The sequence below is a fragment of the Pelotomaculum propionicicum genome (assembly GCF_048984525.1).
GTDB lineage: Bacteria > Bacillota > Desulfotomaculia > Desulfotomaculales > Pelotomaculaceae > Syntrophopropionicum > Syntrophopropionicum propionicicum_A.
On sequence record NZ_JBMGJC010000008.1, the window covers coordinates 58833 to 82383 of the forward strand.

Here is a 23551-nt window from a genome sequence, read left to right on the forward strand (position 1 = left end):
CAACGAATCAAATGCCAAGCGGATCAACGCCATGGATATTTATCTGCAACCTTTAATTTTACGGCTCCTTCAACGTTTTCTGCTCCTGCTCTTTGAAAGTCTGGATCAGCTTATCATTTTCCGGCGGCCTCTGGACGGGAGGGTTCTCCAGGGCAAAATACTTCACAGCCCCGGCATATATGGCCCAGGCCAGCTTGCCCTGGTAGGCCGGGTCAAGCAGCAGCTTTTCCTCGGCTTCATTTGAAATGTACCCCGCCTCCACCACCACCGCGGCCATTGACGTGTTCCTGGTAATGTAGTAATCCACCGCAGCCGGCTGGCTGCCGGTGTTTTTTAAAACCTGGGCGAGCTCCGACTGCATATGCCGGCCGGCTTTGCCGCCCTGGACCGCTCCCCGCTGGTAATATACCCGGGCGCCGCTGCGGTCTGCGGCGGGAGAGTTGTTTACATGGACGCTTATATAAAGGTCAGCCCTGTTATCGTTGGCGATGGCTACACGCCTTTCCAGGTCCTCCCTTTTTTTTGCCGTCAGCCCGGCTGTGACCGGGTTACTGAGGTCGCTGTCAGTTTCCCTGGTCATCAGGACCATGGCGCCGGCCTGGGCCAGGTTGTCCGCCAGGAGCCTGCTCACGGCAAGGGTAATTTCCTTCTCCAAGGCGCCGCTTTTACCGGCCACACCCGTATCAGCACCGCCGTGGCCGGGGTCCACCACGATCACCCTGCTGGCCAGCGCCTGGGACATAGCTGTGACAGCCTGCCTCTCAGCCCTGTCATTCTGCGCCCTGGTCAGGTAGAAAGAGAGGAAAACCAGGGCTACCAGAGCGGCCAGGTACCGTTTCCTGATTCTTATCGTTTTTATAATTACGGGAGACAAAACAATCACCCTTTCTGTTTATTTCATCTGCCCGGGCATTAGTGGATTGAAGGTTTGTCCTATTTACAGCCGAAAAGCCTGTTCCATATTATGTATGCCAGCGGCCGTGATAATATGAAAAATTTTATGTTACCTTAATACCGCCGGAGTTATGAAAGCCTCAACATACGCCGCCGCCAGGAATATCGGGATTAAAACCGCTGTGATCACCAGGCACAGCTCTTTCTTGTACCTTTCAAGCTGCTCAGCGGGCAGCAGCACCAGTTTAAGCCCGAGCGCCCCCGCCAGAAACAGCCCGGTCAGTTCAAAAACGCCGTGGGTCATAATCCCGGCTGCCAGCCATTTAACCCCGTACCCGTGCATTCTCAGCATATTTAGCACGGAGCCGATGATCAGGCCGTTCAGGATCAGCAGAATAGCCACCGAAACGCCCCTGGTGCGCCGGGCCAGTGCTATCGTGAGCAGGACCGCGGTTATGTTTTTGATAAATATTGAGGCCGCGGCGGCTGCCCCTGATCCTCCCATGGCCTGTGCCATCCCGTTTATGCCATTGATTGAGGGCTTCAGCAGCAATTCGTAGGCCGGAAGCGCCAGCACGGGTTCCAGCAGGCCTCCGGCCAGGACCGCGGCGGCAAAAACGGCCATTGATATTAGAAAAAGGCTGGCGCCGCTGTAAGGCCTTTTGCGTATGGACAATAATTTCGCGTCCAGAATCCTGTAAAGTAATATCACCGATACCGCACACCTTATCGTGGAATAATGTTCTTCCTGTGCTTTGCAGGCGGAATTATTATTACACTATATGGCCGCGATATACATTTTATGCCAGGGAAAAGGGGCAGACCTGAGCCTGGTCATTTCTTTGAACCAGCTGTATTCATTCCTGGATCACATATTTAAACCAGAGATAATAAAATGTGCGAGTACAATTATTTTATAAGACAAGTAGGTATTAATTGCAATTATGTATAATTATTACATCAGGGTTCTTTTAATCGAGGAGGTATTATGACCGGAGCAACACATATTTTAGCGGCTGCGGCTCTCTACCAAAGGGCCGCGCTTAAAACGCCTTACCTGTTGGTATTAGCTTTCCTGTCACACTTCTTGCTGGACGCGGTCCCTCATTTTGATCTGGCAGTACAGTGGAATTATATACCGGCGGCGGGTGCCGGGGCATATCTCCTGTTAATCGGGAAATGGCAGGGAGACTATAAAATTATAATCGCCGGTCTGCTCGGGGTGCTGCCTGATATATACCTGATATTACAACCCGGCTCCGGCTTTTCCGTATTCCATAACATATTTCACTTTAAAAAGCTTAACCCGGTCCCAATAACACTTTTTACCGTAGAGACGGCATTCCTGGTATTCTGCGTCATAATGGTACTCAGCAAAAAAACACCGGAGCAGAAAATAAAATCCTGATTACCCTGGTTCACAACCTGTGTCGGGTTAAAACCCGCCCTACAAGCCTGAGGAATGTCACCGATTTGCCAACTACCTGGTCCTGACGATCCTGTCCAGGTCCAATTTTCTTTTAACGCTGCTGTCTATACGGTTATACTGGACGAATATATTTTCACCAAGTGTCCCCCCGTTAGTGCGGAAAACATTGATCCCGGTCATGGTGGTCGGGTTTCCCTGATCATCGCCAATAGTATTATTTCTGATAATAATGTTGTCCACGAAGGCTTGAGGGCCATCCGCCACTACCCGTATACCGACCTGCCATTTCCCGCCGGTTCCCACATTCTTAATAGTGTTTTCTTCTATAACGGTGTCTTTATATACCGTTTCAATCGCATTTAACTCTATTCCCTTGGTACCGGTGTTCTTAACCGTGTTATTCCTGACGATACTGCCGCTGCAGATGTGGATGCCTTCTTTCGAATCACCCTCCAGATCACTTCTATATCCTGTCCGGTTAATGGTATTGCCCTCGATTATGGCGCCTGACCAGCATTCAATACCGTTTTCGCCAATATTGGCAAGGTTGTTTGCGCGGATGGTAAAGCTGTACAGCGGCGCGTCCGAGGAATCGATCAAAATACCGTTGCATCCTAACGCCTTCCCGCTGTCGTTAATAGCGCCGGTATTGTATATGCTGTTTTTCTCGATCAGGACATTGCGGTTGCCATTGCCGAAACACTGGATAGCCCTGTATCTCGTGTCAAACAGGCGGTTTTCAGAAACAGTGATGTCTTTGGCCCCGGCAATAAATACGCAGGCATGGCCATATACCCTGGAAATAGAGTTCCTGTGCACCTGGATCCTGCTGGCGCCGCCACCGAGGTACAAGCCGTTTCCCTCATACCCGGCATGCTCTATTCTGCTGGAGCCGATATCATATAAAACATTGTCCCGTATTATGACATTTTCAATGCCGGGATTTGAAAACAGGATCCCGATACTCCCTGTGTTGCAAATCCTGCAGCTTTCGATCACTATATTTTTATTGGCTGTTACAGCCAGTATCCCGTATCCGGTTAACCCTTTATTCCCGTCCAGGGTCAGGCCTCTCACGGTTAAATCGGATGCGTCTTTATCCAGTCTCAGTATATGAGTATTATTGATATTTTTAATCGCGGTGACATTTGTGCCGGAACCGATCAGGCTTACTTTGTCTCTCACTGTGATCTGGTTACTTGTAATATATGTCCCGGGCGAAAAAACAACTGTGCCGCCATCAGGGGCCAGGGAGTTAATTGCCTGCTGCAGGGCTGCCGTGTCGTCTGTTTCCCCGTCCCCTTTTGCTCCAAAATCCTTTACGTTGATTAACGACACACCGGCAGCACGGTTATTGTTATCACTGCCGGCCTTGTCGGCGTCGCCGTTATCCCTTACTATGCAGCCGGAAGATTTCATGGCGGACAGGGGAAGGGATATTAATATTACAAGCAATAATGCCAGCATAGACAGCCTGACCTTACTCACATTTAATCCCCCAAAGATTTATTCATAACATCGGCACTTAATCTCTTCACACTGTAAACCTTAAAAAAAGTTTTAACCAGGACCACAAATATATATCCGTGAGTTATTATATATGCGAATATCACGCCGTTCAGACCATATCTTACCGTGATGGTCGCGTTTAACACAAGCGCGACTGCGGCACCGGAAACAGCGGGAAAATACAATTCCTTCTCATGCCCTGTCGAATATAATACGCTTGAGCAAAAACATTCACATCCGAAGAATAAAGCCGCTCCAACCAATATTAATATGTAACCTGACCACTGCAAATAGCTGTTAAACATTAACCGCAGCAATAAAACAATCACAGGAAAGCTCAGGACGCAGAATAAAGAGTAGATCTTCGCAAATTTTTTTATTTTTTCTTTTATATATATATGGAAACTCTCAGCTGCTGAAATATATTGCGCGGCAATGGACGGATACCATGCCTCAACTACTGAATTGGGGATAAAAATAAACGCGTTATAAATCATCAGGGCCAGGCTGAAAACGGCAACGCCTTCTATACCGGACGGGCTCGCCTGCAAAAAATATATCTCCATCCGTTTCCAGACAAAAATATCTATGAAACTTATCAGGCCTATAGAGTATATGGCCGGGAAGTAATTTTTTATAAAGATGTCTTTTGATATTGATATTTTGCAGGTATAAAAAAAGATCAATAATACAAAAACCATGAAAGCAGCGCTTATAATTTCTATCAGCACCAGGTTTGGCCAGCTCAAAGCGCTGTTGTCCCTGGTAAACCAGATATATATCAGGCTGAAAAACAGTACAGCGGCGCCGGCAAACTCCGATATCATGATGATATAAAACATCATCACTTTTTTGACCAGCGCGGATACTATTTGATAACTGGCCAGCGCTGCAACCATTGCTATTAATAAAATGTACCCGTCCTGGTACTTCGTAAAAATCTTTATAACAATAAAGCCGGCGGCGGCGATTAAAAATGAGTGCAGTACAAGCGCCGGCAGGGGCACGTTGTCCTGGCTGCGCATGATTACCTGCGGCGCCCCCAGTACGGAAACCTGTACAATTATTCCCGCGGTCGCGATAACCAGGCTGTAGTAACCGTATTGGTCCACCGCCAGCAACAGCGGCAGCGCTAACCCCCAGATGCTTTTGGAGCCAACCCTGATGCCCGACGCCACGACATTGGAAAGCGCCGCGTTGTTTATAAAACTGCTGATGATTTGGTTCATGAAGTCCTGTTCTTATAGGCCCAGTATGACCCGTTGCTGTAGATGATTTCTACTTGGCCCGGGTTTTGGCTTATCCAGCCTGATATTTTATCAAAACCATAAGCATAGTCCATGTAATTGTGGGACTGGATGCTGTCGGCGATATAGGTGACACTTCCGGGGTTTACTTTCAAGTTGCCTTCACCGAACTGGGGCGCATAGAGCAATAAGGGCGCGTATAAGTCGCCCGGTTCATGGTACCAGACATATGAAGGGAATTGATAAGCAAACGATACACCGGGATCAACGATATGAGCCAGGAATTTTGACCCCGTCAGTTCTGATTCCAGGGTTTGTTCGTACGAATAAGTCCCGTACCTGGCCGGGAAGAACAGTACGGTTAATAATACGGCCAGGGCAATTACAGCCGGTGATCGCGAAACATGGCTGATAAAAAGGCAGACAATTATAACAGAGGCGTAAAGATATATCCTGTAGTGCATCTCCGTCCCGTATTTATACATCAGCAGAATTCCTATTCCCACCAGCCACAGCAGTGAGCAGTAATATAAATTAATTTTTTCTTTAGGTAATAGTTTGCGGTTTTTAATGAAATACCAGGTTGAAGTGAATACCATCATTAAAAAAGAGGCCGGGAAAATCATTTTGGCGTAATGGCATATCACTTTGGAAAGGTTGCTGGTCGAGGTGTTGCTGAAATCGCTACTTTTCCAGAAAGTATTGAAGTCGAACTGCAGAAGTTTGCCCACAAATTCATGGACACCGACATTAAACACATGGATCGATATGTAACTGTAATAGGACATAAACAAGACAAAGGAAGCCAGCGCTATGGTACGGAGACGCTTTCTGAATAGCGACACCAGAATAATGCTTAAAATGGCCGAAAATGCGGTGAGTGAATGGGTGATGATTAACGAAATTATTGTAATAAAGAAAATCAGGCTGTGCCGGACTGTGATTTTGCTTGAAAAGATAACTGATAATATAATCAGGTACATTAGCATGGCGATAGCCTGGGCACTGTAATAATACTGGCCGATCCACTGGGCGACCAGGATCAGCCACGCCGCCAGCAGCCACTGCCTCAGGCTGAAATTCAGATGTTTTGCTACCACGTAAGTCTCCAAAGTGAAGACTACCACCCAGAGCAGCGGTATGTATTTTAATAGAAAGTCCAGGCTTACCCCGCTGACCAGGATATTCACCGCGGAAAAGAGATGCAGGCCGGGCCAGTAATGATAGGTTATTAAAGGGAGTTCGCTCTGCATGTTGATGTGGTGGGACTGCAGGATCGTCTGCACTTCGCCGGCCGGGTAGTACGAAACATAGAACGGCGCGTTCTTTTGCAGCAGGACCGGTATGGAGAGCAGCATTACCCCCAGCAGCATAACGGCCAGCAGGGAAAGTGCGCCCGTATTGTAAGCCTCAAAGCGCCACAGGGCCACCAGCACCGCTATAACCAGGGCCAGGCCGATCCAATACAGAGGGTTCAGGCAGGTTAAAAAACTGATAAAATTGGCGTCGCGTATTACAGCCGCACTGCTTGAAAAGGTACCCAGCAAAAAGAAGGAAAAACTCAAGAGCAGGGATGTTGAAACCACCACAGCCATCCTTCTTGCCTTAAGTTTAAATGCAGATGTTTCGTCCATATTTACAACTCCATTCACATAATTTTTTGGTACACCTTTTCAAGGCATTTTGCCGCGTTCCCCCAGCTCATTTGACTCACAAAGTCCATGTCCGGCTCCGCTTCGGACTCTGCGGCTGTCACAATCTTGCTTTTTATCTCCTGCCAGCCTGCAGATGCAAGCAGCGTAATGTTTGGTATGGTTTCTGTAAAAGGGTTCCTTACACAAACGCATTTCAGCCCGAAGGAGTACGCCTCCAGCAGGGCGATGGGGACCCCCTCGAAAATTGACGGGAGCACATAAATATCGGCTTCGCTGAGCAGCCTGTACACTTCACTGCGCGGCTGCCAGCCCCAGAATTTTATTTTACCGCCGCCTTCACTTCCCCCGGCCTGGCTTTCCAGGCGTGCTCTTTCAGGCCCGTCACCCACAATCCAGAGTTCGTATTCAGGGTCTTCAAGTTTAATAAAAGCGTTTATTAGTTCTTTAACATTCTTCTCAGGCGACAGGCGGCCGGTAAAAATAATAACCCGGCTGTCCTGTTTATGGTCCCTTTTCGTTTCTCTTATCTTTTCTACCACCTGTCTGCCGATAAACCCGTTGCCTACAACGTCCAACCTGACATTTTCCGTTGAACAAAGTTTTTTGTGGTAAGTGTACGAATCTCCCGATAAAACTACCACACCGGCGCGGCAGTATTCGAGGACCTTCCAGGTCAGACGCATTACCGGCCGCATGAAGACAGGATATTTATTGTAATCAAGATATCCGTGAAATGTCACAACTATGTTTATCCCCAATAACAGCGTCAACAGCGCGGGCAGCAGCGCCATTTCCATGTAGTGCACGTGCACGGCCCCGGCCTTGAGCCCCCTGTTCCTGATAAGAAGGTAGCCAAGCGCCGTTATATGGAATGAAATAAGGTAAAAAAACGGCAAATTGACCAGGGGTATATACACTGTGTCGATACCGGGCGGCCTGTCAGACGACTTGCATGTTAAAAGCAAAATCGCAGGTTTTAAGCTTTCCGGCAGGCTGGAGTAGATTTCATATACATGTGTCCCGATACCGCCGGCCAAAACGCTGCTGTCCGGGCTGTTGCAGTGCGGCGATATAACAACTATTTCTTTTTTTCCCCGGACAGCATGACACAAGGCCTTATTAAACATAAAAATTACCCGTTTTTTCTTCCTGATATATTTATATACTCTGGTAATAACCCAATAATTGTTCGGCCACAGCTTTCCACGTGTACTGGCCGAGACAGGGTTTTTCGGCCAAAGGGGTTTCGGCCCTGCGCTGTATAGCCCGGGCCAGCTCCCGCGGGTTTAATTGAGCGGCATCCACCGCTGTCACTCCATCAAAACGCTTTGCCAGTTCGGCCAGGGCTGTCCTGTTATTGACCACCACAGGTTTGCCGGCGGCCAGACCTTCAATAACTGTCAGGCCGAAGGACTCCAAATCGGATAAATTGAGGACCAGGGCGCAGGTTTTCAACCAGCTGTAAAGTTCCATAAGAGGGACGAAGTTTTTAAAGGTCACCTTACGCACCAAGCCCAGCTGTCCGGTTATTCTTTGCAGCTGCGGCTTGTAAGGGCCGTCGCCGATAATAACCAGGTGATACTCTTCCGGCAGAAAATACATGGCTTTGATCGCCAGGTGAATATTTTTGTATTTTTCCAAGCGGCTTACCACGCATAAATTTTTTCCGGCATCATCATATGGCTTCGTTTTCTCTATCCCGGCTATATCCACGCCGCCCGGGATAATGCGGATCTTGCTTTTGGGCAGGGCAAAATGGCTTTTCAGCAGATCACTTTCAAATTCGGTATGGCATAAAATCACGTCGGCGCTGCGGTAATTTGCGCTGAAGAGGCGCCGCCCGCTTTTTAAAAGCAGTGAAGAATAGCGGGAGCTTCCTTTCCCATGGTAATGCGACATCAGGACCAGGGGGAATTTTTTGGCCGCCTTTTTCCTGGCATAAGCGCTCTGCAGCGGTATCAGCGTATGAAAATTATGCGCCTGCACAATATCATAATGGTGGCCGTGCCTTATTAAATAATCCGTTAAGCTATACGATATATAGAACGGGAACGATCTTGGGAAGCTGCGGATTGACACGCCGTTTAATGTCTTCGTTGCATCATCGCGCCCGGTCGTGATGATTTCCACTTCATGGCCTTTTGCCGCTAATTCTTCGCTTATTTTCTGGACGAGTTTCTCCACACCGCCTACGAACGGGAAGTAATTCGGAGTTACATAGGCTATACGCATCTTCTAGACAGCCAGCCCTTCGATAATTTGCATATATTTTCTAGCCACGTCATGCCAGGTCGCGCCGCTATTCACAAAATCTTTTAATTCCCCGTGCCGCCACCGCCGGTAGGCGCCAATAATTTTTTTCTGCAACGCTTCGGCGTCTCCCACAGGGAAAAAGCCCGCGCCTTCGTATCCTTTTAAACACTCCCTCATTACCGGAAGGTCGGAAGTGAGCACCGGCTTGCCCTGGGCGAGGGCTAAATGGACCACTCCGCTGCCGCAGGAGCGCAGGTAGGGCAGCACAATTACGTCTGCCGCCGAAAAATATTTGGGGACCAGGGGGTCCGGAACAAATTCCGGCCTGTACAGGATGCTGGAACTGTAACGGGATCCCTTAACCATGGCTGCGAGATCCCGGTCATCACCCCAGTCCTCGCCCGCGATTACCAGCTGTGAATTAAGCGCAATTTCCGGGGGCAGCATGTCGAACGCCTTCACCAGCAGGGAAATCCCTTTGTATTTCCGGATCATGCCAAAATGAAGAATAACGAATTTATTAAAATTAAGCTCCTGTCTGGCCCCGCTCCGGTCATGGTCTGTATAGCTGTCGTATACCCCGAAGGGGATTACGGTAACATTATCCGGCGGCAGGCCATAGGTTTTCTTCACTGATTCCCTGACGTCCCCGGAATGCACCGTAAATACTTTACAGAGGTTCATCAGGCAGCGCCCGCCAAGGCGTGAATACAGCCGCAGCGGCATATACTTTTCCTCATGCGGGTCCAGAACCTCGTGCATTTCCAGTATCAGCGGCGGCCTGCCGGCAGTCCGCAGCGCGAGCGCCAGCAGCAGCTGCATGTGGATTACCGACGATGTCCACCAGAGCATTATGACTGCGTCCGGCCTTTCACACTGCAAAAATCTGACCGCCCCCATCCACGTAGCGGGCGAGTTCCAGTCCAGGCCGTTATATACTTTAACCTTTGAGCTGTAGTCCACAACACAGTCATTCTTCCCGAGACGCTTTTTTCCGGGGTAGAGGAACCGGGGCGCCAGGTTTCGCAGGAGGATTACGGAGACGTCGTGGCCTAATTCCGCGAAGGCGTTGGCATGGAAAATCGTATGGGCGGATATGCCGCTGAAAAATACTTTGGAAGAACCGATAAGACATATCTTCATCTGATCACCGTAACCTTAATTTTTATATAAGCTGCCGCAGCCCCGGCGGTATGGCTGTCACCGGGAAATTGGCCTGCTTTCTGCCGGAATACTCCGCAGCTCTTTAAAAATTGTGGATAATATCCGGTAGCCGTCTTTTAAACTATGGAGCTTACCCTCGCCGTTAAGGCGTTCCGTCTCAAAACTCGGCACCTCGATTACCTTCAGGCCCGCCTTGTTGATTTTTATATTAATTTCAGTTTCCACTTCAAATCCATTGCCTTTAAAAAAGACTTTTTTGAAAGCTTTTTTCCAAAAGGCGTTATATCCGTAACACAGGTCGGTATATTTGGTCCTGTGAAAAATGTTTGTCAGCGTGGTGAATACCCAGTTGCCGAACACGCGGTGCTTCGGCATGTCGGAGGTCCCCCCGCCCGGCAGAAACCTGGAACCCTTGACGAAATCATAGCCCTCCAGCAGCGGCTGCACGAACCTGGGAATCTCCTCAGGAGCCATCGAGCCGTCAGCGTCAAGCATTACGATAATGTCTCCCCTGGCCCGCCTGATCCCGTAACGGAGGGCGTCCCCTTTTCCTTTTCCGGGCTGGAAGACCACGCGGGCGCGGGGACACAGCTTTTTGGCGGCTTCTACCGTTTTATCCCTTGACCTGCCGTCAACAATTAGTATTTCGTCTATGTCTTTGGGCAGGCGGGGCAAAACATAAGGGAGGTTTTTTTCTTCATTTAACGTGCAAAGCAGCGCCGTTATTTTTACCTTGCCTTTACTGATCAAAATACCGCCTCCTTTTTGCATTTAAACTGCGTTCACCCACAGGTGCAGTGAGCGGTACGGGGCGCTCTCCCCGTCCAGGTAAAGTAAAAACTCAACTTTCACGTTGTTTTGCGGCTCCACTGCGCTGAAAGTCACCCGGGACTCCCATTTTTCACCATGGCTTAAGTCAACAGGCGCCAGCTTCTTCTCAAGCCTGCCGTCTATGACGATTTCAGCGCTGTAGGAAACCGGCCGGTATTCGTTGTTGACTATCCCCAGGGTGACCTCGGTTTCCGCTCCGGCGGTTATTTTCGAGGGATAACCGCCTGCTTTGCCGCCCGGGCTTAAAATGTAAAACTCGGTAAACTGCTCCCCTGTCACCGGTGTGGCCGCAACGTGGTAAATACTCCCGGCTGTAAATAAAACAGCGCCGGCAAGAGCAGTGAAGAGCGCCCGGTCTACCCATCCCATTCCAGCAAACCCCGGCCATTTAAACGCGACAGGCATTTTAAAACGCAGGCCGGCAGGTATTTTTGATCTCCGGTAAAGGGCTGCCGCGGACATCACCGTTGTGAAGGCCAGGAGGGCCAGCAGCACGGGATAGGGGCTGATCCCCCAGGGGGTGTAATTGAGCAGGAACCCTAAAATGGGGACAACCACAATGCTGAGCCCAAACGCCAGGGCCAGGCGCTCAATGCCGTCCAGATCCTCTTTTTGGGGGAACATCGCGGCGACAAGCGCGTAGCCGGGCAGGAACAGGACGGAGAGCAAACCCAGGACAACCCTGACGGAGCTCCTGTCGTCCATCAATACCGCACCTGCCAGGGCTGCCGAAATCAGAAAAGCAAAAACGAGCTCGTTTTTAATCTCAAGTTTCAAAGTTACTGCACCTCTTTAAACCTGGTGTATTTGCAAATTTTTCTCCGCCGCTGTTTCAGGATGACGCAAAACTTTTGCCCTGGTCCAGGTGCGGGCCGTAAGAAATACCGCCGCGAAACAATCCTTTATATAGAACAAAAAAGATACCGCGTATTTGATATTTGGAATACTGTACAGCTTTAACCTGGCTTCCTGCCCAAAACCCGGCGACAGCCTGCGCAGGATATCTGCCGCGAAGGCAAATACTTCCCGGTTTCCTCTTTGGGCCGCGGAATAGGTCATGCGGTTTAAAATCTGCACACAGTAATGATAGACCCGGTCGCGCTGTCCGTATACCGGGCTGCCGGGACTGCTTGACCAGTTTATAAGGTCAACATGAGAAGTAATGCTGTATTTAGTAATCTGCGATACGTTGTTTTCGTGCAGCCGGTAGTATACCAGCGGACGCGGTACATAGCCGACCGTCCCTTTCATGCAGCCTGCCAAACACGCTCCCAAATCCGTGGCGATCCCGGCAGGGGGATAACCGCCGGCCGACCTGAGCACGCAAGTCCTGAATAATGCCGCGGAAGGCGCCCACACGCGTTTCTCCGCGAGACGGCCGGCTATAAAATCAAACCCACTTTCCTTTTCCGGTGCAATTTTTTGGACAATTTTTTTTGTTCCGGCATTTTCATTAAAGAATATCAAGCTGCAGTAAGACATAACGTCATCGTCGCCTTGAAATCTGGCCAGCAGCGATTTTATGGCGTCATTGTCCAGGATGTCGTCGTCCGACAGCAGCAGGAAATACTCACCTGCCGCTTTTTCCAGACAGAAATTAAAGTTGTTAATAAAACCCCTGTTTTTACTGTGTCTGAAATAACGGATGCGGTGGTCTTTAAACTGTTTAACGACATCGCCCGTATTATCAGTTGACGAGTTATCGGCCACAAGCACCTCGATGTCCTGGTATGTCTGCTCCAGCGCGCTTTCAACAGCCTGACGCAGCAAGGCCGCCCTGTTGTATGTGGGGATGGCAATCGTTACTTTGGGGCTGATCATATTCTCACTTCCCAAGGAGCAATTTTTAAATCACACTTATAATCCTGGAAACCATCACAATTGCGAAGATTACAAAAAACGGGACGATACTTATGTTGAGCACCTTGCAGGCCCAATCGATTTCAGGAAAATCAGCGGGCGAAAGGCTTTCCAGCGCCGCTGCCGCCAACTCCCTGGTGATAAGAAGAAAAATCAGGATTAAAGTTGCTGTCAGCCCCATACTGGAAACAAACGGTTTTACGCTTTCAGATATAGCTAATAATGGCGCTGTCATATCAATTGATGAAAACAAATTAACCACCGCTTTCCCATGAATATTTCAGCACTTAATGCTATTGAAAACATTAAAGAGGTTGTTGAGGTCAGCCAGGGGCGCTAAATTTTTATCCCTTTCGGAGATGATCGGGTTTTTGTCAGGCCAGGGTATATCTACGGAATCCCAGCGGATACCGCCGTCGAGTTCCGGACAGTAAACGGTTGTAACATTATAAACAACAACCGCGTACTCGCTGAACACATAAAAACCGTGGGCGCAGCCGGGCGGAATATAGACCGTGTTTCTGGCCCGGCCGTCCAGGACAAAACTTTCAAACTGACCGTAAGCAGGAGAATGCAGCCTTAAGTCCACTACCACGTCAAATATCTCGCCCGCTGCACAATATACGATTTTGGTATGTTCCCTGGGCGGATTCTGAAAATGCAGCCCCCTTAAAACTCTCCTGTTTGAACAGGAGTAGTACTCTTCCGCGTAAAAAGTCTCCAGCCCATGATTTGAAAAGGCATCGAGGTTGAAAGTCTTGACAAAGACACCCCTGTGGTCTCGCTGTATGTAAGGCGTGATCTCAAAACAGCCGGGTATGCATGTTTTTCTAAGGCGCATGCGTCTTACGCTCCATGTTTCTTTTTAATAAATCCTTTAATGCGAGCGACCATGAAACAGGCCTTTTCTTCAGTAATGCCGGGATACACGCCCAGCCAGAAAGCCCTGTTCATAAGGAGGTCGGTGTTCACCAGATCCCCTGCCACCCTGTATCCCCGCCCCGACTTTCTCATTTCATCGAAACAGGGCTGCCGGAGCAGGTTGCCGGCAAATAACATCCTGGTCTGGATCCCGCTTTCTTCCAGGCAGCGGACGATCTCGTCCCTGGTAAAGCCGGCGCTCTCCTTAACGATTAGCAAAAAGCCGAACCAGCTTGGGATGGAGTTAGCGGCGGCTTCCGGCAGAATAAAGCAGTCTGCCGTGTCGCCCAGGCCGGAGCGAAGGATGGACCAGTTGCGGCTTCTGCACTCTATGAAACCGGGGAGCTTATCCAACTGCGCGCACCCTACAGCCGCCTGCAGGTCCGTTATCTTGAGGTTGTACCCGAAATGCGAATAAATGTACTTGTGGTCATATCCTGCGGGCAGGTCCCCCCTTTGCTGGCAGAACCTTTTGCGGCAGGTGTTGTCATGACCGGAAGGACACCGGCAGTCACGGCCCCAGTCTCTAAACGAATCCACTATTTGCTTGAGCTCCGGGTGGTCCGTGTAGACAGCCCCGCCTTCACCCGTGGTAATATGGTGGGGCGGGTAAAAGCTGGACGTGCCGAGATGCCCGATACTTCCCGTGCGCCGCCACTCCCCTCTGAAAAAATAGCGGGAGCCCAGGGCGTCGCAGTTGTCCTCGACCAGCCACAGGCCGTGCCTGTCGCAGAAATCCTTCACCCTTTCCAGGTCAAAGGGATTGCCCAGGGTGTGGGCAAGCATGACCGCTTTTGTCCTCTCGCTTAAAGCGTCTTCCAGTTTGGAACAGTCAATGCCGCAGGACGGCAGGCATATATCCACAAAGACAGGGACGGCGCCGAACTGGACCACAGGTGCGACCGTGGTCGGGAAACCGGCCGCCACAGTGATCACTTCGTCTCCCCTGTTAATGGCCCGGCCGCCGAGCCTGGGTGAGGTCAGGGCCATAAAAGCTAGCAGGTTCGCGGAGGAGCCGGAATTGGTCAGGGAGCAGTACCTGGTCCCCAGGTATTCTCCCAGTTTTTTTTCAAACTGCCCGGCGTAAGTTCCGGCGGTAAGCCAGAAATCCAGGGCCGCGTCAACCAGATATGAAATTTCCTTTTCGTCATATACCCGCCCCGCGTAATGTATCCGGTCACCAGGCGCATAAGCTTTTTCTTCTCTTTTTTTTACTGCAAAATATTTAGCCGCTGCAGCGATAACTTCTCTTTTGAGTCCTTCTGTTTCATTGGCATGTCCCATTATTTTTCACCACTGAAATCACTTTCATAATCGTTAATTTGGCGGAAACATATTTCCCTGGGGTCTTCATTTTCTTCATAACCGCGCGCCCACTGCAGGGTCTGGTCTATCGCTTTCCCCAGGCCCCATTTTGGCCGCCAGCCCAGCCTGGCCCTGGCTTTGGAACTGTCCAGCTTCAGGTACCGTGCTTCATGAAACCCGGTATCGCATTTTACTTCATACGAGGCGCCGCGTCCCCACCCGGCGCATACCTGCCCTACTACCCACTCCACCGTCCTCATGTCATCTTCACCCGGCCCGAAATTCCACCCCTCGGCATACGCGGGGCCGTTTTCGTAAAGTTTCTCCGCCAGCGTCATATAGCCGCCCAGAGGTTCCAGCACGTGCTGCCACGGCCGGACAGCGCCGGGGTTCCTGATCATGATTGCTTCATTATGCAAAAACGCCCTCATGCAGTCTGGTATCAGCCTGTTTTTCGCCCAGTCGCCCCCGCCGATGACGTTCCCCGCCCTCGCGGAAGCTGCTCCGACACCGTGCAGCGCATAGTCCCGCGGGTTAAAAAATGAATTGCGGTAAGCACAGGTGATTAATTCGGAGCAGGCTTTACTGCTGGAGTACGGGTCATTGCCCCCCAGCGGGTCATCTTCCCGGTAGCCCCAGTGCCACTCCCTGTTTTCATAGCACTTGTCGCTGGTTACGTTAATAACCGCTCTGGCGCTGCCGGTCCTCCTTACCGCCTCGAATAGGTTGACCGTACCCATGACGTTAACTTCATAATTCACCCGGGGGTCACAATACGACTCTCCCACCAGGGACTGGGCCGCCAGGTGAAAAATAATTTCCGGCCTGGCCTGGGAAATTGCTTCTGTCAGGGATTCCGGGTCACGGACATCCCCAAACCTCGAGTCGACCAACTCGTCAGTGCGGCATTGCGCAAACAAGCTGGGTGTTGTCGGCGGATCCAAAGCGTAGCCTGTGACAGACGCTCCCGCATAATTCAGCCACAGGCACAGCCAGGAACCCTTGAACCCGGTATGGCCGGTGACAAACACCTTTTTAGATCGCCAGAAGTTTCTTGTTTTCATTTACCAGCTCCTGATTAATTGTTTTATCGGGCCATACTTTCCAGGGCGCTTTCCCTGTCTGCCACAATTTCTCCAGCAGGTTCCTGTCGCGGATGGTGTCCATGGGCTGCCAGAAACCTGTATGCTTATAAGCCATCAACTGGTTGTCAATCACAAGCCTTTCCAGGGGTTCCCTTTCCAAAATGGTCTGGTCTCCTTCTATATAATCAAATACACGCGGCTCCATAACAAAGAAACCGGAGTTGATCCAGGCCCCGTCTCCTTTCGGTTTTTCCCGAAAACCATTGACACGGTTGTCCTCAGACAGGCTTAAGACGCCAAATCGTCCAACAGGCTGCGTAGTCGTAACAGTAGCCAGCCTGCCGTGTGTTTTGTGATATGCAATAAGCTGTAGAATGTCAACATCCGCGACACCATCTCCATACGTTAGCAAAAACGTTTCGTTTCCTATGTAAGGTTTTATTCTTTTCACCCGGCCGCCGGTCATTGTATCAATACCTGTATTGACCAGGGTCACCCTCCAGGGTTCCGCGCCATTTTGGTGGACTGTTTTTTTATCAATTTTTGTAAAATCAAAAGTAACATCAGATTCGTGTAAAAAATAGTTCGCAAAATACTCTTTTATGCAATATCCCTTGTAGCCCAGGCAGATAATGAAGTCATTAAAACCGTAATAAGAGAAAATTTTCATGATATGCCAGAGAACCGGCTTTTCACCGATTTCTACCATGGGCTTTGGTTTCAGATGCGACTCTTCACTGATCCTGGTTCCGAAACCGCCCGCCAGTATGACTGTTTTCACCTGTAACCACCTCTACTCCAGACCTCAATCTTTATAGTAATTTGATTCTATATATGGTAATTATTTCCTCTTTAATTTATTATTTTCTTTATCCTAAATTCCGGATGGAATTGACAATTATTTTTAAGATTGTTCCACCAAAGGTCATCCCGGCTCTATTTGGCACTAAATTTGTTTATTTAAAAATTGGGAATATAAGGAGGATTTGTTACTGGATTACAGAATTATAGGCAAAAAGCCCCTGTGTAGTCGAGTGGGATTGCTTCAATGAGATTTTTGAGGAGGTGGTGGGTGGGTTCAAATGCATAAAAACCGGACCGCGGATGGTCCGGCTGCAGGCAGATCATTTTTAAAACAAAAAAAGGAGTGTTAAAATGAAGAAGAAACTGATTATGCTTGTCTTTACACTGATCTTTGTATTTTCTTTCTCCGCCGCTGCTTTTGCCACGGATTGCTGTGACGGGTGCTGCTGCCACTACACACTTACCCCCGGCTTTTGGAAGAACCACACTGATTTAACTGAAAGCCTTCTTCCTATCGCACTGGGTAACATTGATGTGACCAGTATAGACCAAGCCGTTCAGATCCTAAACTCGAACGGGGATTCCTCCAACGGCATTAACAAGCTCTGCCGCAACCTGCTGGCGGTAAAGCTGAATTTCGCATATTTCGGCGGCAGCCTGGACGCGGCAGATCAGGCCGACGCTTTCCTGATGGAATACGGTCCTGATGACTGGTCCTCTTTGACCAAGGAGCAGAAGAGTTACGTGCTGGGTCTGGCATCCGCGCTTGACGACTACAACAACTCCAACCCTCCGCCCGAATCATAAAATACAAAAAGCGTGTCATGGGTGACTATTCCTCTGACACGCTTTTATTTTCGGACCGTGTCAGAGAACCGTCCCCTTGACACGATCCTAAGTGATCCACCTGGTCAGGTACTGCAGGCCCCAGGCCACAGGCTCAAATATGGCCTGGCTTAACAGCGTGCCCAGCAGGTTGGAAATGGCCAGAAAAAAAACGATCTGCTTTAGTTCAATCTCGTCTCTGACCCCTCTAGCCACGTCGTCAGTCACTCTGGCCAGGACGGGGTCGACCATCATCACGCTGACAATAATTGAAGCGTTGCCTACTATGGAAGCCATCAGCACCGCGGTCGAGCGGAATTCCGGGTAGAGGGCACCGGCGTAAAGGCCGGACAACACGTTGGCGGTCCACAGGCTGTAGCTGGCCAGGTTCCAGTAAAGAAAGGCTTTCGGGATCCTCATTTTCAGGGAGATTAATTTCCTGAGCGTTTCCCTGGAGGACATGCGAAACCTGAGTATGCCGCTGCCCGGCTTGAACATCGATACCAAAAAAAGAAATATTACCTTGAAGACCGATCCGGTCTCGCCGAATGATTTTATCGCGTTGGAAAACGAAGTCACAAAACTGGGGATGGAAAACATGCCCACCACCGTGCCGAGGGTGGCGCCCAAAATAACAAAGCGGAGCTTTGAGTTCAGGTCTTTCAGAGTCTCCTGGTACAGCGGGGTTTCAATTACGTTTTCGGGGTTAACTGACAGGGACTGGTTATAGGCGCTTTCAATGGTGCGCTCCACCGTGGAGGCCAGGAGCGGGGCCTGCAGGGTGTTGGCGAAACTGGCCGCCAGGTAAACGACGCTGAAAAGCGAAATAGCGGTGGCCAGGTGCTTCGTCCTTACCCCGGAAAGACGGGAACTGCGGGTCAGGGTATTAATAAGGTTTATAAATGCTGTGAGCAGAAAAACAAAAAGTAAACGGTCCACACTTTCCTCCGGAAAACATTGTCCGTATTTACATTATAAACTATTACAACAAATATAATAACAAAAAAAGGAAGGTTTCCCTTCCTTTTGGTTTGTTAACGCTTGCTGAATTGCGGAGCGCGGCGGGCCTTCCGCAGACCGTATTTCCTGCGCTCTTTCATGCGCGGGTCCCTGGTCAAAAACCCCGCCCGCTTCAGAAGGGGACGAAGGTTGGGGTCAGCCTGGATCAGGGCGCGGGCGATGCCCAGCTTGATCGCGCCGGCCTGACCGCTGATACCGCCGCCCAGGACTTTGGCCTGGATGTCAAAGCGGGACGCGGCTCCCGTCAGTTCTATCGGCTGGCGGACTACCATTTCCAGTGTCCGGCGGCCAAAATATTCGCCAATCGGCTTGTTGTTTATTATTACATTACCCTCACCGGGTACCAGGAACACTCTCGCTACCGAGTTTTTCCTGCGTCCGGTGCCGTAAAACATAACCTGTGCCAATGCTTTATATTCCTCCTTCCCTACTGCAGCTGCCTGGCTTCGGGTTTCTGAGCCTGGTGCGGATGTTCGGAACCTTTATATACCTTGAGCTTTCTGGCCATATCTGCTCCCAGCCTGTTGTGAGGCAGCATGCCGGTAATCGCTTTTTCCACGGCCAGCTCCGGCTTCGTTTTCATCAGCGTTTCATAGTCCACGACTTTAAGGCCGCCGGGATACCCGGAATGCCTGTAGTATTTTTTGGTTTTCAGCTTGTTGCCGGTTAATTTTACTTTTTCCGCGTTGATAACGATCACGTGGTCGCCGGTGTCGACGTGCGGTGTAAAGTCCGGCTTGTGTTTTCCGCGCAGGATCTTGGCCGCCTCCACGGCAAGCCTGCCCAAAACCTTACCCTCGGCGTCAAGCACGTACCACTTGCGGTTTTTCATATCCTCAGGCTTGGCCATAAAGGTCTTCATTGTAAAGATATTCCCTCCTTAGAATAGACAAAAAAAGCTTGTAGAGCCACAACCAACATTATAATATAAAGCATTTCCAGTGTCAACAATAACTATTTCAGGTAACTATTTTAGGTTGAAAAAGCTCTTTTTCCCCCTGTATAACGCCAGGTGTGCAAGTTCCTCCTCTATTCTGAGCAGCTGGTTGTACTTGGCCACCCGGTCGGTGCGGCACGGGGCGCCTGTTTTAATCTGGCCGGCGTTGACCGCGACCACCAGGTCGGCGATGGTGGCGTCTTCCGTTTCGCCGCTGCGGTGGGAAATGACCGAAGTATATCCGGCCTGCCTGGCCATCTCTATGGCGTCCAGGGTTTCGGTGATGGTGCCGATCTGGTTCAGCTTGATTAGAATCGAGTTGGCCACGCCGGACTCAATGCCTTTGGACAGGCGGCTGGTGTTGGTGACAAAAAGATCGTCGCCCACGATCTGGATCCTGCCCCCCAGGGCTTGGGTCAGCTTGAGCCAGCCTTCCCAGTCGTCCTCGGCCAGGCCGTCCTCTATAGAAATAATGGGGTACTTGTCAGCCAGCATTGCGTAGTATTGCACCATCTCTTCCGCGCTGCGGCTGGTCCCTTCAGCTTCAAAAACATATTTGCCGTCCTTATAGAACTCAGTTGCCGCGGGGTCCAAGGCGATCATTATTTCCTCGCCCGGTTTGTAGCCTGACGCTGCGATGGCTTCCATAATCACTTCCAGCGCCTCTTCGTTGGAGCCGAGCATCGGCGCGAAGCCGCCCTCGTCGCCCACCGCTGCGCTGAGGCCTTTCTTTTTCAATACGCTTTTCAGCTTGTGGTAGACTTCGGCGCCCATCCGCAGGGCCCCGGCAAAATTCTGCGCGCCGACCGGCATAACCATGAATTCCTGGATATCGACGTTATTGTCGGCGTGCTTGCCGCCGTTCAGTATGTTCATCATCGGCACCGGCAGCACCTTGGCGTTGGAGCCGCCGAGGTACTGGTAGAGCGGCAGCCCGAGCGCTTCGGCCGCGGCTTTGGCGGCGGCCATGGACACAGCCAGGATGGCGTTGGCGCCGAGCTTGCCCTTGTTGGGCGTGCCGTCCAGCTCGATCATGGCCGAGTCGATGCCCAGTTGGTCAGTGGCGTCATATCCTTCAATTTCAGGGGCTATGATGGAATTTACGTTTTCAACGGCCGTCAGCACTCCTTTGCCGTTGTAGCGCGATTTGTCTTCATCACGCAGTTCCACCGCCTCGTAGGCCCCGGTCGAGGCCCCGGAGGGGACGGCCGCCCTGCCCATGGTGCCGTCTTCAAGGTAGAGATCGACTTCGATGGTGGGGTTTCCACGCGAATCAAGTATCTCCCTGGCGATGATCTCTTCAATAATAGTGGACATTAGGTATCACTCCTCAGATGTTATTAGTGTATCACCGGTCATCTCGGCCGGTTTGGGTATTCCCAGCAACTGCAGGATGGTGGGGGCTATGTCCCTCAGGCTGCCTTCCCGCAGCCTGACACCCTCTGCATCCCGCCTGACATATATAAAGGGGACCGGGTTGGTGGTGTGGGCGGTAACGGTGTTGCCCTCACTGTCTTCCATCTCATCGGCGTTGCCGTGATCAGCCGTGATCAGTACCGTGCCGTCCCTGTCCAGGACGGCTTGTACCACTTTCCCCACACAGCTGTCCACGACCTCCAGGGCTTTGAGCGTGGCTTGCATGTCCCCGGTGTGCCCCACCATGTCGGAGTTGGCGTAATTCATTATGATTACTTTGAACCTATCTGACTTTATCACTTCAAGAAACTTGTCCGTTACCTCGAGCGCGCTCATTTCAGGTTTATGGTCATAGGTGGCCACTTTCGGCGAGGGGATGAGGATCCTCTCTTCGAGCGGGTTTGGCTCTTCCACGCCGCCGTTGAAAAAAAATGTCACGTGCGCGTATTTTTCAGTCTCCGCCAGGCGCAGCTGGCTGATGCCGTTTTTGCTCAGCACCTCTCCGAGGGTGTTTTTCAGTGACTGCGGCTTAAAGGCTACCGGCGCATCGATGTTTTTATCGTAAAGGGTCATGCAGGTGAAATGCACGTCCGGGTATCCGTTTTTCCTGGTGAAGCTGTTAAAATCCCTGTCTGTGAAAGCCCTGCTGATTTGACGGGCCCGGTCGGGCCGGAAATTAAAGAAAATAACGGAGTCTCCGTGCTTTATGTTTCTCAGCGCGTAGCCTGACCTTTCTATAATTACGGTGGGCTGTATAAATTCATCGGTCTCATTTCTGTAATAGCCTCGGTCGACCGCCTCCAGCGCGGTCTCGGTATGTATGCCCTCCCCGCAGGTCATGGCGTTGAAGGCCAGTTCGGTGCGGTCCCAGCGGCGGTCCCTGTCCATGCCGTAATAGCGCCCCATTACGGTGGCCACTGTTCCAAAGCCGATTTCTTCTAATTTTTGCTCCAGGGACTCAAAATATTCTTTTGCGTTGGCCGGCGGGACGTCACGTCCGTCAAGAAAGGCGTGGATAAATACATTGCGCATGTTTTCCCGCGCCGCCAGGTCCAGCAGGGCAAACAGGTGGCTGATATGGCTGTGCACCCCGCCGTCAGATAAAAGGCCCATCAAATGAAGGGCGCTCCCATTATTTTTGGCTTGTTTAATAGCGTCAAGCAGGACTTTGTTATTAAAAAAGGTACCCTGCCTGATTTCCCTGGTTATCCTGGTCAGGTCCTGGTATACCACCCGGCCGGCCCCCATATTGAGGTGGCCCACCTCGGAATTTCCCATCTGGCCTTCCGGCAGTCCGACGTCCTCTCCTGAACAAACCAGGAGGGTGTGCGGGTATTCTGCCAGTAAGTTTTTGTACTTGGGCGTGTTCGCCCTGGCTATGGCGTTTCCCTCTACACGGGTGCTGATACCCCATCCGTCCATTATTACCAGGACCAGGGGCTTTACTGCTGCTGTCAAACTCCTACCTCCACACAAACCGTGTCAGGGGGACGGTTCTCTTGACACGATCGTGTCAGGGGGACGGTTCTCTTGACACGTTTTTGTTATTATCCTTTTGTTTCGGATGTCACTCTGATAATTTCCGCAAAGCTTTCCACTTCCAGGCTGGCCCCTCCTACCAGGGCACCGTCAATGTCGACTTTGGACATCAGCCCGGCTGTATTTTCAGGTTTAACGCTGCCTCCATAAAGGATGCGGACTTGCCCGGCAGCCTCGGCTCCAAACATCTCCTGTACGATGCTCCGGATATATGCTATCACTTCCTGGGCGTCTTCATCAGAGGCGGTCCTGCCGGTGCCGATGGCCCATACCGGTTCGTACGCTATCACCATGCCCGCGGCCTGCTCCGGCGCCAGACCTGCCATACCAGCAGTGGTCTGGGTGCGCACCACTTTCTTTGTGACACCCGACTCCCTCTCCTCCAGTGTTTCACCGACACACATAATCGGTGTCAGCGCGTGAGATAAAACAGCTATAACCTTTCGGTTCACCTTTTCGTCGGTATCACCGAAATACTGGCGGCGCTCGGAATGGCCGACTATCACATAACTGCATCCCGCGTCTTTAAGCATAACAGGTGAAACTTCCCCGGTGAAGGCTCCCTTGTCCTCCCAGAAAACATCCTGGGCGCCGAGTGAAATGCCCGAGCCGCACAGGCTCTCGGACATCAGCGCCAGGGCGGTAAAGGGCGGGCATAAAACCGCCTCGACATGATCAAGCCCCACCGCAGTTTTCCTGAACCCGTGGACAAAGGTCAAAGCTTCAGGCACGGTTTTAAACATTTTCCAGTTTCCCGCTATTATGGCTTTGCGTGTCAACACCAGCCACCTCCTCCAGGTCGGATTTTACAAAGAAAGTGTTATGAAAAAATCACGGGGACGCTCTTAACGATCTCC

Annotated in this window: 24 protein-coding genes; 3 read left to right on the forward strand and 21 right to left on the reverse strand. The window is 50.8% G+C overall.

What is annotated here, in order from left to right:
* Positions 1–58 precede the first annotated feature (58 nt).
* Entirely contained in the window at positions 59–874 is an 816-nt protein-coding gene (locus ACOBQJ_RS10205; RefSeq protein ID WP_421071655.1) for an N-acetylmuramoyl-L-alanine amidase, read from the reverse strand.
* Positions 875–1003: 129 nt separating this feature from the next.
* Positions 1004–1606, reverse strand: a complete 603-nt coding sequence (locus ACOBQJ_RS10210; RefSeq protein ID WP_421071656.1) for a stage II sporulation protein M — start codon at positions 1604–1606, stop codon at positions 1004–1006.
* Positions 1607–1882: 276 nt separating this feature from the next.
* On the opposite strand from ACOBQJ_RS10210, the gene ACOBQJ_RS10215 reads away from it, so the two are divergent.
* Positions 1883–2302, forward strand: coding sequence for a hypothetical protein (locus ACOBQJ_RS10215; RefSeq protein WP_421071657.1), 420 nt, complete (start codon positions 1883–1885; stop codon positions 2300–2302).
* Positions 2303–2374: 72 nt separating this feature from the next.
* Here ACOBQJ_RS10215 and ACOBQJ_RS10220 read toward each other — a convergent pair whose 3' ends face one another.
* From ACOBQJ_RS10220 to ACOBQJ_RS10260, 9 genes are read right to left on the reverse strand one after another with little or no spacing between them, the layout of a single operon-like run.
* The gene (locus tag ACOBQJ_RS10220; protein WP_421071658.1) at positions 2375–3811 is read right to left on the reverse strand and encodes a glycosyl hydrolase family 28-related protein; all 1437 of its coding nucleotides are present in this window, start codon (positions 3809–3811) and stop codon (positions 2375–2377) included.
* A 2-nt stretch (positions 3812–3813) separates the two neighbouring features.
* Positions 3814–5061, reverse strand: coding sequence for a lipopolysaccharide biosynthesis protein (locus ACOBQJ_RS10225; protein ID WP_421071659.1), 1248 nt, complete (start codon positions 5059–5061; stop codon positions 3814–3816).
* A complete protein-coding gene (locus ACOBQJ_RS10230) occupies positions 5058–6713 on the reverse strand; it encodes a hypothetical protein (RefSeq protein WP_421071660.1) in 1656 nt (551 codons plus the stop codon). The genes ACOBQJ_RS10225 and ACOBQJ_RS10230 overlap by 4 nt, the downstream gene beginning before the upstream one ends.
* Before the next feature lie 14 nt (positions 6714–6727).
* Positions 6728–7861 carry a glycosyltransferase family 4 protein gene (locus ACOBQJ_RS10235; RefSeq protein WP_421071661.1) on the reverse strand — a complete coding sequence of 378 codons (1134 nt, stop codon included), beginning with the start codon at positions 7859–7861 and terminating at the stop codon, positions 6728–6730.
* A gap of 31 nt (positions 7862–7892) precedes the next feature.
* Positions 7893–8966, reverse strand: coding sequence for a glycosyltransferase family 4 protein (locus tag ACOBQJ_RS10240; protein ID WP_421071662.1), 1074 nt, complete (start codon positions 8964–8966; stop codon positions 7893–7895).
* 3 nt (positions 8967–8969) lie between these two features.
* A complete protein-coding gene (locus tag ACOBQJ_RS10245) occupies positions 8970–10130 on the reverse strand; it encodes a glycosyltransferase (protein ID WP_421071663.1) in 1161 nt (386 codons plus the stop codon).
* Positions 10131–10187: 57 nt separating this feature from the next.
* Positions 10188–10901, reverse strand: coding sequence for a glycosyltransferase family 2 protein (locus ACOBQJ_RS10250; RefSeq protein WP_421071664.1), 714 nt, complete (start codon positions 10899–10901; stop codon positions 10188–10190).
* A 21-nt stretch (positions 10902–10922) separates the two neighbouring features.
* Complete coding sequence (locus tag ACOBQJ_RS10255; protein ID WP_421071665.1) at positions 10923–11759, reverse strand: DUF1616 domain-containing protein; 837 nt, start codon at positions 11757–11759, stop codon at positions 10923–10925.
* 15 nt (positions 11760–11774) lie between these two features.
* Positions 11775–12803: a glycosyltransferase family 2 protein gene (locus ACOBQJ_RS10260; protein WP_421071666.1), complete on the reverse strand. Its 1029-nt coding sequence runs from the start codon at positions 12801–12803 to the stop codon at positions 11775–11777.
* A gap of 92 nt (positions 12804–12895) precedes the next feature.
* On the opposite strand from ACOBQJ_RS10260, the gene ACOBQJ_RS10265 reads away from it, so the two are divergent.
* Positions 12896–13117: a hypothetical protein gene (locus ACOBQJ_RS10265; protein WP_421071667.1), complete on the forward strand. Its 222-nt coding sequence runs from the start codon at positions 12896–12898 to the stop codon at positions 13115–13117.
* Between the two features lie 5 nt (positions 13118–13122).
* On the opposite strand, the gene rfbC is transcribed toward ACOBQJ_RS10265, so the two are convergent.
* From rfbC to rfbF, 4 genes are read right to left on the reverse strand one after another with little or no spacing between them, the layout of a single operon-like run.
* A complete protein-coding gene (rfbC, locus tag ACOBQJ_RS10270; RefSeq protein WP_421071668.1) occupies positions 13123–13683 on the reverse strand; it encodes a dTDP-4-dehydrorhamnose 3,5-epimerase in 561 nt (186 codons plus the stop codon).
* 5 nt (positions 13684–13688) lie between these two features.
* The gene (gene rfbH, locus ACOBQJ_RS10275; RefSeq protein WP_421071669.1) at positions 13689–15047 is read right to left on the reverse strand and encodes a lipopolysaccharide biosynthesis protein RfbH; all 1359 of its coding nucleotides are present in this window, start codon (positions 15045–15047) and stop codon (positions 13689–13691) included.
* Complete coding sequence (rfbG, locus tag ACOBQJ_RS10280; RefSeq protein WP_421071670.1) at positions 15047–16132, reverse strand: CDP-glucose 4,6-dehydratase; 1086 nt, start codon at positions 16130–16132, stop codon at positions 15047–15049. The genes rfbH and rfbG overlap by 1 nt, the downstream gene beginning before the upstream one ends.
* A complete protein-coding gene (rfbF, locus tag ACOBQJ_RS10285) occupies positions 16104–16934 on the reverse strand; it encodes a glucose-1-phosphate cytidylyltransferase (RefSeq protein ID WP_421071671.1) in 831 nt (276 codons plus the stop codon). The genes rfbG and rfbF overlap by 29 nt, the downstream gene beginning before the upstream one ends.
* A gap of 374 nt (positions 16935–17308) precedes the next feature.
* Between rfbF and ACOBQJ_RS10290 the strand changes: the two genes are divergently transcribed.
* Entirely contained in the window at positions 17309–17764 is a 456-nt protein-coding gene (locus tag ACOBQJ_RS10290) for a hypothetical protein (protein ID WP_421071672.1), read from the forward strand.
* Positions 17765–17851: 87 nt separating this feature from the next.
* Here ACOBQJ_RS10290 and ACOBQJ_RS10295 read toward each other — a convergent pair whose 3' ends face one another.
* The 6 genes from ACOBQJ_RS10295 to tpiA all read right to left on the reverse strand — a co-directional run bounded on the left by ACOBQJ_RS10295 (position 17852) and on the right by tpiA (position 23476).
* Positions 17852–18721, reverse strand: a complete 870-nt coding sequence (locus ACOBQJ_RS10295) for a lipid II flippase family protein (RefSeq protein ID WP_421071673.1) — start codon at positions 18719–18721, stop codon at positions 17852–17854.
* A 95-nt stretch (positions 18722–18816) separates the two neighbouring features.
* Positions 18817–19209, reverse strand: coding sequence for a 30S ribosomal protein S9 (rpsI, locus tag ACOBQJ_RS10300; protein ID WP_421071674.1), 393 nt, complete (start codon positions 19207–19209; stop codon positions 18817–18819).
* Between the two features lie 20 nt (positions 19210–19229).
* Positions 19230–19664 (reverse strand): 50S ribosomal protein L13, encoded by a 435-nt coding sequence (gene rplM, locus ACOBQJ_RS10305; protein ID WP_421071675.1) that lies wholly within the window; start codon positions 19662–19664, stop codon positions 19230–19232.
* A 105-nt stretch (positions 19665–19769) separates the two neighbouring features.
* Complete coding sequence (gene eno / locus ACOBQJ_RS10310) at positions 19770–21056, reverse strand: phosphopyruvate hydratase (protein WP_421071676.1); 1287 nt, start codon at positions 21054–21056, stop codon at positions 19770–19772.
* A 6-nt stretch (positions 21057–21062) separates the two neighbouring features.
* Positions 21063–22613 (reverse strand): 2,3-bisphosphoglycerate-independent phosphoglycerate mutase, encoded by a 1551-nt coding sequence (gpmI, locus tag ACOBQJ_RS10315; RefSeq protein WP_421071677.1) that lies wholly within the window; start codon positions 22611–22613, stop codon positions 21063–21065.
* A gap of 89 nt (positions 22614–22702) precedes the next feature.
* Positions 22703–23476 carry a triose-phosphate isomerase gene (gene tpiA, locus ACOBQJ_RS10320; protein ID WP_421071678.1) on the reverse strand — a complete coding sequence of 258 codons (774 nt, stop codon included), beginning with the start codon at positions 23474–23476 and terminating at the stop codon, positions 22703–22705.
* Positions 23477–23551: the final 75 nt, after the last annotated feature.

What these genes read in the sequence shown, in the direction of transcription:
- ACOBQJ_RS10235 (WP_421071661.1), bottom strand. Translation starts at nt 7,861, where the DNA reads ATGTTTAATAAGGCCTTGTGTCATGCTGTCCGGGGAAAAAAAGAAATA.
- ACOBQJ_RS10225 (WP_421071659.1), bottom strand. Translation starts at nt 5,061, where the DNA reads ATGAACCAAATCATCAGCAGTTTTATAAACAACGCGGCGCTTTCCAAT.
- ACOBQJ_RS10290 (WP_421071672.1), top strand. Translation starts at nt 17,309, where the DNA reads ATGAAGAAGAAACTGATTATGCTTGTCTTTACACTGATCTTTGTATTT.
- ACOBQJ_RS10240 (WP_421071662.1), bottom strand. Translation starts at nt 8,966, where the DNA reads ATGCGTATAGCCTATGTAACTCCGAATTACTTCCCGTTCGTAGGCGGT.
- rfbC (WP_421071668.1), bottom strand. Translation starts at nt 13,683, where the DNA reads ATGCGCCTTAGAAAAACATGCATACCCGGCTGTTTTGAGATCACGCCT.
- ACOBQJ_RS10215 (WP_421071657.1), top strand. Translation starts at nt 1,883, where the DNA reads ATGACCGGAGCAACACATATTTTAGCGGCTGCGGCTCTCTACCAAAGG.
- rplM (WP_421071675.1), bottom strand. Translation starts at nt 19,664, where the DNA reads ATGAAGACCTTTATGGCCAAGCCTGAGGATATGAAAAACCGCAAGTGG.
- ACOBQJ_RS10245 (WP_421071663.1), bottom strand. Translation starts at nt 10,130, where the DNA reads ATGAAGATATGTCTTATCGGTTCTTCCAAAGTATTTTTCAGCGGCATA.
- ACOBQJ_RS10265 (WP_421071667.1), top strand. Translation starts at nt 12,896, where the DNA reads ATGTTGAGCACCTTGCAGGCCCAATCGATTTCAGGAAAATCAGCGGGC.
- rfbG (WP_421071670.1), bottom strand. Translation starts at nt 16,132, where the DNA reads ATGAAAACAAGAAACTTCTGGCGATCTAAAAAGGTGTTTGTCACCGGC.
- ACOBQJ_RS10260 (WP_421071666.1), bottom strand. Translation starts at nt 12,803, where the DNA reads ATGATCAGCCCCAAAGTAACGATTGCCATCCCCACATACAACAGGGCG.
- eno (WP_421071676.1), bottom strand. Translation starts at nt 21,056, where the DNA reads ATGTCCACTATTATTGAAGAGATCATCGCCAGGGAGATACTTGATTCG.
- ACOBQJ_RS10230 (WP_421071660.1), bottom strand. Translation starts at nt 6,713, where the DNA reads ATGGACGAAACATCTGCATTTAAACTTAAGGCAAGAAGGATGGCTGTG.
- rfbH (WP_421071669.1), bottom strand. Translation starts at nt 15,047, where the DNA reads ATGGGACATGCCAATGAAACAGAAGGACTCAAAAGAGAAGTTATCGCT.